The 10,757-nt window shown below is 57.2% G+C and carries 6 protein-coding genes; all 6 read right to left on the reverse strand.

The genetic code is table 11. From position 1 onward, the window contains the following. Positions 1-61: 61 nt before the first annotated feature. The 6 genes from bcsC to bcsR are packed head-to-tail and all read right to left on the reverse strand — an operon-like array spanning position 62 to position 10,619. Entirely contained in the window at positions 62-3,550 is a 3,489-nt protein-coding gene (bcsC, locus tag ACFX4U_RS07730; protein ID WP_313507995.1) for a cellulose synthase complex outer membrane protein BcsC, read from the reverse strand. After that, complete coding sequence (gene bcsZ / locus ACFX4U_RS07735) at positions 3,532-4,638, reverse strand: cellulose synthase complex periplasmic endoglucanase BcsZ (RefSeq protein ID WP_313507996.1); 1,107 nt, start codon at positions 4,636-4,638, stop codon at positions 3,532-3,534. Before bcsZ ends, bcsC begins: the two co-directional genes overlap by 19 nt. A 5-nt stretch (positions 4,639-4,643) precedes the next feature. Next, positions 4,644-7,028 (reverse strand): cellulose biosynthesis cyclic di-GMP-binding regulatory protein BcsB, encoded by a 2,385-nt coding sequence (gene bcsB, locus ACFX4U_RS07740; RefSeq protein WP_313507997.1) that lies wholly within the window; start codon positions 7,026-7,028, stop codon positions 4,644-4,646. Between the two features lie 25 nt (positions 7,029-7,053). Beyond that, complete coding sequence (gene bcsA, locus ACFX4U_RS07745; protein ID WP_313507998.1) at positions 7,054-9,657, reverse strand: UDP-forming cellulose synthase catalytic subunit; 2,604 nt, start codon at positions 9,655-9,657, stop codon at positions 7,054-7,056. Then, positions 9,654-10,418: a cellulose biosynthesis protein BcsQ gene (gene bcsQ, locus ACFX4U_RS07750; protein WP_313507999.1), complete on the reverse strand. Its 765-nt coding sequence runs from the start codon at positions 10,416-10,418 to the stop codon at positions 9,654-9,656. The genes bcsA and bcsQ overlap by 4 nt, the downstream gene beginning before the upstream one ends. A 12-nt stretch (positions 10,419-10,430) precedes the next feature. Beyond that, positions 10,431-10,619 carry a cellulose biosynthesis protein BcsR gene (bcsR, locus tag ACFX4U_RS07755; RefSeq protein WP_017458258.1) on the reverse strand — a complete coding sequence of 63 codons (189 nt, stop codon included), beginning with the start codon at positions 10,617-10,619 and terminating at the stop codon, positions 10,431-10,433. Positions 10,620-10,757: the final 138 nt, after the last annotated feature.

The raw sequence follows: 10,757 nt of genomic DNA on the forward strand, positions 1-10,757 counted from the left end.
CGGTTAACAACGGTGCGATTATCGCTTTATACCGTTATTTCCCGCCAGGAATACTCCTTTTTTACCAGTCGGCGTGCGGCACCAAAGGCTGGAGCGGCATATCCATATCGCCCTGCCAGCCCGCACCGGAATAACGCACATAAATCAGAGCGTGGCTTGGGGTGTAGTCTTTGGCCTGCTGAATATCGACACCCGCACCGACAAACCAGTGGGAAGTCACCCGGCGTTCAATGAGCGCTCGCGCGGTATAACCATAGCCATTACTGCTGCTGCCGGATTCGGTCTGCTCGCTTGCCAGGGTGCGAAAATCCGCAGGGATCAGGCTAAGCAGAGGGTAACGCGGCATCATTTTAGTGCGGGAGTGCGACCACGACACCGTACCGCCAAGTTCCCAGGACCAGTTCTCCGTACGCTCACGCCACAACACCGGCACCGAAAATGAGAGATACTCCTGCGGGCTGTAGTAACCGCCATGGCCTAAGGTGTAATAGCTCAAATCTTTGTCGTAGTGCCAGATCATATTGTTCAGGCCTACGGTAACGCGTCGGTTGTTCTCATTGATGAGCTTGTAGTAGTAACCGGTCATCCAACGCACACGCCAGTTGTCGTCAACGTTTTTGCCTTCCAGCGTATCCGCCCCGAGGCTCGCCCACACGCCGTTCGCTTCGCCCTTGTCATAACTGAGGCTCAGCGTGCCGCCGTTCGCCCGTACGCCACCCCAGGTTTTACCGGTGTTGCTGCTCGGATCTTTTTGCCCTCCAAAGGCCAGCAATGAACTGGAAATGGGGCGGCGATGTAAATCTACGGTATAGCCAAACGGCCCGACATCGCTGCTGTAACTTAGCCCGCCCACCACATCCACAACATTAAAGCCCATCGGCGTGGTGCCAATATCCATCGACCAAGTATTGTTTCGCCACCCCACCGCAACGCTGGCACCGCTATCAGACTGGTGACGATTACCGCCAACGCAAGGAACATCAACACAGGTACCAAAGCGCGGGCGATAGGTGCCGTCATCGCGTTTACTGAAGGTTCCGACATCCATATTCACCACATCGGTCCGGAAGAACATCCGCCCGTCCGACAGCGGCGCATCCACCTGCAACATGGTGTTATGCGCTTTCAAATCCGAATACCCGCCCGTACCGCTGGAGTCCGAAAACTCATGCTGCAATGTGACATTCAGATCCTGCTGACGGTAAAGATCGGCGGCATCGCTGCGCACCCCACGTTTCAGCCAGTCATCTTTTTCATCATTGCGTGTCAGGCGGGTAAAGGTGTCGTTATCCACCGGGCGCGTCGTCGTGACGCCAGACGCCACCATTGCATCTTTATAACTGTCCAGTGCCTGCTGCGGCTCGCCGGTTTGTACCCCGAAACGCGCCGCATCGCGCAATACCAGCGCGCTTTCCATTGATGGCGGCTGAGATTTCGCCTGCGGGACAATAGTTGTGAAGATCCGTTTTGCGCTGGCGGTATCGCCCAACTGGGTTTGTACCAGCGCCAGCCGACGCTGGGTGTTGATTGATGGCGGCTGGGCGGGCGTCGTCGCAGGCAGTTTCGCCAGCGCGCCACGCGCGGCCATATGGTTGCCATCTGCGGCATACAGCTCCGCAAGGCCAAGCACCGCCTCTTCATTGGCGGGTTCTCTTTGCAGAACACGCTGGTAATAACGCTGTGCTTCACTATTGTCGCCGCGCTGCTGCGCCCAGTCGGCCAGCGTTAAATCAATTCGTGAAGACGCCGGTTGCTGCACCAGCAATGCTATCGCCTGATCTTCATGACCGCCATCACGCAGACGGTTGGCGTTGTCCAGCAACTGGTTGGCCTGCAGCCTGTCGGCTAGCTCCTGAATATTGCTGTTCCACTGGCTTTTCGGCAGCGCATTGAGGTGATTCAGCGCCGCCAGTTGCTGATTATTGCCGGAAAGATAGAGGCTATACGCGTAGACCTGTTCCGGGTCGCGCGGTTTGAGCGTGACCAGACGGTTCATCTGCGAATCGGCTTCGCCCCGCTGCCCTGCCTGGCGCAGATCGCTGGCCAGCCGGTAGGTTATCCATACGCTGCCGGGATCGAGCGCCAACCGCTTGCGTTGCAACTCTGCCGCTTGCGCCCAATCACCTCTGTTTTCCAGCGCTTCTGCCTGCTGCGCGAGCCGGTCGTTCGTCAACCCGCGTTCAATATCATCAATGCTGCGCCGCTGGCTGGCAGAGAGCGACTGAATAAACTGTTCCGCTTTTTCCGGCGACTGCGCGCGGTAAATATTCGCCAGACCGCGCACCGCGTTGCTGTTGCCGCTATCCATGCGCAGCGCCTGGCGATAGAAACCTTCGGCAGCCGCGTTATCTTTTCGCGCCGCGGCGGCATCACCAAGACCCAGCACCGCGTAGCTGTCAGTGTTATCCGTGTTGCGTGCCTGCTGGTAATAACGCTCCGCCTGCTGCACGTTGTTGGCTTTCAGCGCCGCATCACCCTGCTGAATCAACAACCAGTAGCGGTTAGTTTTCAACAAGCTATCCCACTTGCTGCGGTTGCCGCTGGTCGGATCCATGGCGATAGCTTTTTCCAGTTGCGCTACCGCGCGGGCGCGATCGCCACTTTGCGAATAGGCTTGCCCCAGCGCCCCAACCGCTTCGCTGTCCGCGCGGTTAGCGTTGACAGCTTGTTGCAACTCGCCCACCGCTTTCGCGCCCTGCCCGGCATCCACCGCTGCAAGCCCTGTTGCTTTCGCGCGAAACGCCGGGTCAGCCAACTGTTTTTGCTGCGCGGCAAGCAGCGTACGGGCGCTGTCTACCGTGTCGCCAGAACTAAACAGCGTCAGAAAACGCTGAAGGGCTTTCACGCTCGCGTCGCTGGTCGGCATCGCCTGAATTTGTTGATACCAGATGCTCGCTGCTGCTGCGCGGCCATTGCTGGTTTTCGCCATCTGTTCCAGCACCGCATACCCTTCCGCGCTGCGTCCGTCGGCAAATAGCATCTGCGCCAGCCCGCCCTGCAACTGATCGTTGCCAGGATTCGCGGCATTCAATGCTTGCAAACGTTTAACCGCTTCCGCATGACGCGCGGGCACTTTTGCCACCAGCATCCAGTACTCCACCGCCAGATCGCCCTGCGGCGGATTACCTTTGAACAAGGCGTCGTAGGCCGCAAGCGCTTCCTGCGTATGGCCAGTGGTAGCCTGCAAACGCGCTTGTTGCAGCGACTGACGACCTTCCGGCGTGGAGAGCGCCATGGTGGTCACCGCCGATTTATAGGTGCTGGAATCGGGTGCCAGCTGTTTCATGCGATCAAGCTGCTTTTGCGCGCCCGCGTTATCACCCTGACGCAGCAAATAACGTAAGCGCGCGGCGATGACTTCCGGGTCATCCGGCGCGATAAGCTCAAGGCGGTAGAGCGACTGGCGCACCAGATCCTCGCGCTTGGTGCTTTCGCCAAGGCGGACTTGATCAAGCAGTTGCTGCTGCGCGCCAGTATCGGCCGCAAGCGCGGCGGGAGCCAGCGCAAGCGCGAGTGAGAAACAGAGTAAGCTTACTGTGAAGTTGCGCATTCCTGGCCCCAGTCAGGTTGTAACTCACCGCGAGGGGTGAAGCGAAAACGGTGCTGGTCCCACCCCTGGCCAAACAGGGTCAGGACATAGCTATAGTAGGCATCGTCGCCGGGGAAATGATCGGCGACCCATTGCCGTTGTACGGCTTGCGCATCGCGATCCTGTAAAAAGGGCAACAGCGCGGCGGCAAACCCCACCGGGCCATCCCCAAGAATTTTTCCGCTCGCCACGTCCACTTTTTCCGGCACGCGGCCATTTTTCGCGGTCACGCTGGTCATCGGTTTAAATTTTTCCAGCAGGCGCGATTTCTGCGTGTCCCGGTCGTGCATCATGCCGACCCACAAATAAACGCGGATGGCATCATAACTGCTCACCAGCGTCTTTTCGGACTTAAGCTGCCAACCGCTCCCTTTTTGAAAACGTACCCAATCGGGTGCAAAGCCTTTCGGCGCGGTTTCCAGCAACAGGCGAAGATTGGTTTCGCGCAGCGTCGACCACGGTGCGCCAAAGCGGCTGAAATAGCTCGCCAGCTGCGGCGGCAGATAGCTCGGGTTAAAACGCCAGGTGGTCGGTTCGGCAAAGCCGATTTTGCCCGGCAGCAGCATCGAACCCAGCCCTGGCACCGTCACCACTTCTTCTTTAGCGACGAGGGCTAACAGCGCCTTACCCAGCTGGCTGTACTCGTCGTTTTTCCATAAACGTCCCGCTTCCAGTAGCGACCAGGCAATCCACAGATCGGAGTCAGACGCTGAATTAGTATCGAGCACCGTCCAGCTATCGTCCTCTTTTTTGCCCCACAGCCAGGCGGGAAGATGGGTACTAAGCGAGCCTTGCGCCAGATTGTTTTGCGTCCATTGCAGCACCCTGGCAAAGGTGTCGCGATCGTTAGCCGCCAGCGCGAAGAACAGCGCATAACTCTGCCCTTCTGAAGTGGTTATCTTGCGTTGATCGCTGGGATCAACCACCCGGCCACCGTCGCTGATATAGGCTTGTTTGAAGTGATCCCAGGCAGGCCAGGAGCAGGCGGCGCGCACATTTACCGCCACCAGCAACAACACCACTATCACCCACCAACGTCGCGTTCTCATTTTCGTTACTCGTGATCCGGGTCGAGGCGGCGACGGCTAATGATCCGCAGCAGACGCCACAGTACCCACGCCAGCAACACCACGCTGACCGCCGCCAGCACCGCCAGCAGCACCGGATGGTTAGCCAGCGCGTACCAGATGCGCTCAAACCACGGCAAGTGACCGACATAATAAATATCGCCCACGCGCAGGCCATTGACGCCAGATTCCCGAATCACCGTCACCGAGCCATAAATCGCCGCGCGCTTGCCGCTGTCATTCATCGCGCCATTTAGCAATTCATACCCGCGCGGGCTGTCTGCCAGCAGCGCGACCACGCTGCGCTGATCGTGATACGGCGACTGGAAGCCGACAATCGCCGCCATTGGGCCATCGGACGTGATCCCGGTTTGCGCATCGGCCTGACGGTCGGCGGCATCCGGCACAATCGACGGGAACGGCGTCTGGCGCAGCGGCGTTTTCACCCAGCTTTGCGCCGCATTCACCAGCAGATCGATTTTCTTATCGTCTTTTAACGCCGGTGGAATGGTACCGATAATCATGATGTCGGCGTCTTTATCCTTGATTTGATTACCGTCGTTAGTCAGCTGCACATTGATGGCCGGGAAACCGGTCTGTGCGCCCACCGCACCTAGCGAATCGAGCAGCGTGCCCATTTGCGCAGGTGTGGGCTGCGGCGGCGTGACGACGATAGTTTGCGACAAATCGGCCATCCGGCTAAACGGGAAGCCCGCATTGGCGAAGGCGCGTAAGTCCGGCATCGCAATAAAGTGGTAATACTTCGAGAAGTCGATGGTGGAGTCGTCGCCGATCACCACGCGGTTTGGCACCTGCTGGAAGGTCACACAGTTCTCAATAGTGCCGCCCGGCATCGGGTTCATATACTGGAAATCAAAGCGCAACTGGTTCACCGCGCCCAGCTTCAGCGCCGGAATAGAGACATCCGTTTTGTTGTCCAGCAGCCCCTGCAACACCGGGAGATGCAGCAACAGACGGTTCGTGTCCTGGTTGCTGGTCAGGTTGAAATATTGCAGGAACTGGTTGTTGAGGCTGATATCCATGCGCGAGCTGTCTTTGGTCGGCGGCGCGGTGTAACGATAATTCAGGTTCATATCGATACCGGTACTGCGCAGCAGATAGAGATCCGGCGGCAGGTTCAGCGACACGTTAATCGCCGAGGGTTCCAGCCCGGTCGACTGCAACTGCTCTTCATAGGTTTTCAGTTCGCCAAAGGTGACCGGGCGGTCGGTACGTATCCAGTTCGGCGCATCGTAAGGCTGGCGCGCCAGCAGCGGTTTCACCTCATCCACCGTAACGCTATCGCCACGGAACAGCACGTTACCCTGAGCGATACCTTTCGCCGCTTGCATCAGGTCTTTGTCATCACGTCCAGACACCACCAGCAGCTTCACGTACGGGTTATTCGGGTGGTTGATCATGCTGATGGTCGGCCCTTTCACCGCCGGTGCATCACGCAGGAAATCAGGACGTTTGTCATTGGTGGCGAAGACGATCGCGTTGCGGTCCGGCAGCGTGTTGTAAGTGACCGGGAAGCTCTGCCCACGCCAGCCGGTGCGGGAGCCAAACCAGGAAGCAATAACCGCAGCGGCTTGCTGCTGTTCAATGTCCGGTGCGCCAGCGAAAACCATCGGCAGCGTCAGCGCTCTGTTGTCACGCGGGTCGAAGAACGGGATCGGGAAGTGGGAGAGATCGTTTTGCACCGCCAGCTTCTGGTAAGTCAAATCCAGCGAGCTGCTGCGACCAATATCCAGCCATAACGTGCTGCTGGCCGGGTTTTCGCACACATCGCGATAATGGCCGACAAATTCCAGCCGCACCCGGTTGAAGTCGGTGATAAACAGCGGGTTGATCGGCACCTGCGCCAGCGTTTTCTTGCCGAGTTGCTCTTTGGTGACCGGCAAGACGCCCATCAGTTCATCATTCAAATAGACCTTCAACTGAGATTGCACCGGCAGCAGAGAGGGCGATGGCGTGTACTCAAGGTTGAGCACCGCTTTCGAAACCAGCTCATCGCTGCGCATACCAAACTCAACGCCGCCGTCCGGGTTGATACCGCGCAGCACCATGCTGCCAGGCGGCGGCGCGATTTGGGCGAAAGTCAGTTTCACATCGCGCGACGGCGCGTTGGCGGCGACCACCGGCGCATTCGCCCCCGGTACGCCCGGCATTACCTGTCCGACAACATTTTGGCCGTCTGTCGGCGTGGTTGGCGTCAATGATTCCGTTTGTCCCGGCGCAGGCGTTGCCACCGGCTCAGTGGCGGGCGCAACAGCCGGAACCGTCGGGGCTGGCGCTGCATACGTCATCACCGGAGATAAAACACTCGTCCCCATAGCCACTGCACAAATCCAGGAAAGTTTTCTTTTCATCGCGTTTTCATCATTGTTGAGCCAGTCACGTCATCGGTTGCTGCACTGCCACATTCCGTTCCGGACGGCGCGGAATAAATGACACCACCCAGGACACCAGCGCGGTGAATGAGCGGAAAATCACTTTGACAGACGGTGGAGCAAATTCCGCGAGATGGCGATAGCCGCGGAAACCCAGTTTCAAAATATCCATCAGACTTTCCAGAGGCTTGTCTTCCGGGAAGCTGTCCTGCCACAACGCCCATGTGTCGGCGCGGGCAAAAGTACACTGCACAAAATCGATATGCTGTTTGGTCGTCAACGGCATCAATTGCAGGCCCACTTCATTACCGTGAACACGCGCCACGGTGGTGGGAAACGCATACTCCTGCTGGCCGCGTTTGAGCAGCAAATTCACTTTTTGCCCCTCAAGCACCTGTGCCTGGCCGTTAATTTTGATGCCAAGCCCGCCGTCGGAGAAATCATGTACGGTACAGGAGAAAAGATGCCCATCTTCGCGGGCAATCACCGCCGGCATCGACATTTCAACGCGATGCGAGCGACGAACCTGTTTACTCTCTACAGAGACCGCGACCGCACCGCCAAGGATAATCATGTTGTAGAACACCCACGCGATACTGACGAAGACGGTGAGTATTTCGTTTTCCGGGCCGTAGAAATAACGCCAAATCCCCACCAGGATCCCCACCAGGTTGAGCAGCACAAGGTAGATGTAAGGACGTGAAATCACCCAGTCCACATACTCTTCTTCCACCAGGCCGCCTTTGGCGGTGACGTTAAACTTCCCTTTGTGCGGGTTGATCAACGCCACTAGCGTCGGTGGCGCGATATACCATGCCAGCACGGTTTCGTAGATCTCACTCCAGAAAGAGTGACGATATTTGCCCTGAATCTTTGAGTTAGTCAGGCTGGCGTGAATCATGTGCGGCAGCACGAACAGCGCAATCATCAGCGCGGGTGCGTAAATGATGTAGGCATGCAGCAGCAAAAAGGCCAGCGGCGCGGTCAGGAAGATAAGCCGCGGTATACCCGATAAGAAATGGAACATCGCGTTGACGTAACACAGACGCTGCGCCAGTTTGAGCCCTTTGCCCATCAGCGGGTTGTCGAGGCGGAAAATCTGCACCATGCCGCGCGCCCAGCGAATACGCTGACCAATATGCGCAGACAGGCTCTCTGTCGCCAGCCCCGCCGCCTGCGGGATGCGCATATACGCCGACGTATGCCCAAGGCGGTGTAAACGCAGCGAGGTGTGCGCATCTTCGGTGACGGTTTCAACGGCAATACCGCCAATCTGATCCAGCGGCCCACGGCGGATCACCGCACAAGAACCGCAGAAAAAGGTGGCGTCCCACATGTCGTTGCCATCCTGCACCAGCCCGTAGAACAGCGTGCCTTCATTCGGGGTTTTACGAAAACGCCCCAGGTTGCGTTCAAACGGATCCGGCGAGAAAAAGTGGTGTGGCGTCTGCATCATCGCCAGCTTTTTCTCTTTTAAGAACCAGCCCATGGTCATTTGCAGGAACGAGCGTGTCGGCACGTGGTCGCAGTCGAAAATCGACACGAACTCGCCTTTCGCGTATTTCAGCGCGTTATTGATGTTGCCCGCTTTTGCGTGCTCATGGGTGGTTCGCGCGATGTACTCAACGCCGACGCTTTTGGCGAACTGGCGGAACTCTTCGCGCCCGCCATCATCGAGGATCCAAATTTTCAGTTTGTCTTTCGGCCAGTCGATACCCAACGAGGCATAAATGGTGTTTTTCACCACATTCAAATCTTCGTTATAGGTCGGTACAAAAATATCGACAGAAGGCCATAACGACATATCTTTCGGCAGCGGCACCGGCTGGCGATTAAGCGGCCATACCACCTGGAAATAGCCAAGCACCAGCACAATCCACGCGTAAGTTTCCGCAAACAGCAGCACCAGGCCACACACCAGGCTCACCGGATCGTCCCAGTTCAGGGTCGAAGTGTAGCGCCACCAGATATAGCGACAGGAAACGGTGAGCGAAAGGACGATGAGCATCAGGGCGGAGAAACGCCCCGGAATTCGGCGTACCAGCAGCGCCACGCCCCATAACAGCATCAGGAAAACAAACTGCGAAAGCGGGTTAAACGGCTGCGTAATGCACAGAATGGCGAGGATCAGCGAGAAAACCACAATGATGCCGAGAATAAAGCGGCGCGCACGCGGGCTGATATGCGCCAACTCTTTTTTATCATCCAGATGGCCGGTACGGTGCGTTACGCGCTCCGGCAGCGTATCCAGCCAGTGATACCAGCGCCCACGCAGCACGCGCGCCCGGGCAAAACGTTGGCGACGGGGCGACTTTCTATCACCCCAGGGGAGCATAACCAGCAACCACAAGGTTTGCAGCAGGTAACGCGCCGGATCGAGCGGCCGCGGTTTATCAGGATCAATATGCGGGAACCACAAATGCTGCTGCGCACGGAGCTGCTGCCAGCGCGGGTGCTCCAGCGGAATAAACATCCATGCGAGGATCGCCCAGAAACAGCCAGAGGCTGCGCTAAACCCGGAAGCGCCGTGCTCACGGTAACGCTGGTAGCGCTCGCTTAACCGCGCGCTCACCGGCGGGATCAGCAACCAGGCGGAAAGGCGGCTCATTGCGGGCTCCCTTCCTGCTCACCGGTTACTTCTTGCGTGTGCGCGCAGTGCAGCAGGCACCAGTTCGCCAGCGTTAATATCTCTTCCGCCGCCAGCGAATCTGCCCGGTATTCGCCCAATGGCTGTTTCGATGCCTGCGATTCCGCCATCGCTTCATCGCGGTGGATAAGGGTCGGGAGGATCTGCCGCTGGCTTTGCAGCCACACCTGCCAGAGATCGTCCTGCAACTGGCTGCCGATGCGCAGATCGTTAAGCAGAATATGCGCGCCCGCAGGCAACAATTGTTGATGCAAACGGATATGGCAGTTGGTGTCGGGTTTTACCACCGTAAAAAGATGGTCGCACTGCGCCACAAACTGGCGCGTCAGCGGCGAAACGCCGTGCGGGAGATCGATTAATACCCACTGATAACTTTGCTGCGTTTTCAGCGCCTGCAAAATGGTGGTGAGTTGGCTAAGCGGTTCGTGCAATAAATGGAGGTTTTCCCACTCATTTTCCGCCAGACGGCCAAAAGGCAAGAGATCGAGCTGCGAGGTATAGCGCATTCCGGCATCAAGCCAGTCTTGTCCATCCAGTACCGCGCGCGCCCAGCCGTGTTGATGTTCAAAGTCGACATTAAATGACAGGCGCAAAAGATTATCAGGGCAGGCATCAATCACCAGCACCGACTCGCCTAAAATTTGTAATGACCAGGCCAGAGCCGCAGTGATCGATGTTGTACCCACACCACCGCGAATCCCCTGTAATCCCAAGATGGCCATCCTGGTTATCCCTTATTGTTGACGGGCTAATTCTGCCAGCAGCGGCCAGCGCTTAAATGCCGCCGCCAACTGTTCTCGCTGGGAAATATCGGCGTAATCAATTTCAGGCAATGAAAATGCCTTACTTAACGCCAGAAAATCATTTTGGAATGTATAGCCCAGAGTAGGGTCTGACTGCGTTTTGGGTTCATTGTTATGCATTCTGGCCCGATCCCTTCGAATAGAAATACATGTACAGATGTAGCAAGGCATCGTACCCGAGAAAATTCGTTTACATGCTAAATCTGATGTTCTTTAATTTCAATGTTAGGTTTATTTCTCGGCTTTCGCTAGTAAACT

Origin of the sequence: Kosakonia sp. YIM B13588 (assembly GCF_042788165.1) — a bacterium.
In the GTDB taxonomy this organism is placed as follows: Bacteria; Pseudomonadota; Gammaproteobacteria; order Enterobacterales; family Enterobacteriaceae; genus Kosakonia; species Kosakonia sacchari.

Coding starts and splice junctions, on each gene's coding strand:
- bcsC (WP_313507995.1), bottom strand. CDS start 3,550: ATGCGCAACTTCACAGTAAGCTTACTCTGTTTCTCACTCGCGCTTGCG.
- bcsZ (WP_313507996.1), bottom strand. CDS start 4,638: ATGAGAACGCGACGTTGGTGGGTGATAGTGGTGTTGTTGCTGGTGGCG.
- bcsB (WP_313507997.1), bottom strand. CDS start 7,028: ATGAAAAGAAAACTTTCCTGGATTTGTGCAGTGGCTATGGGGACGAGT.
- bcsA (WP_313507998.1), bottom strand. CDS start 9,657: ATGAGCCGCCTTTCCGCCTGGTTGCTGATCCCGCCGGTGAGCGCGCGG.
- bcsQ (WP_313507999.1), bottom strand. CDS start 10,418: ATGGCCATCTTGGGATTACAGGGGATTCGCGGTGGTGTGGGTACAACA.
- bcsR (WP_017458258.1), bottom strand. CDS start 10,619: ATGCATAACAATGAACCCAAAACGCAGTCAGACCCTACTCTGGGCTAT.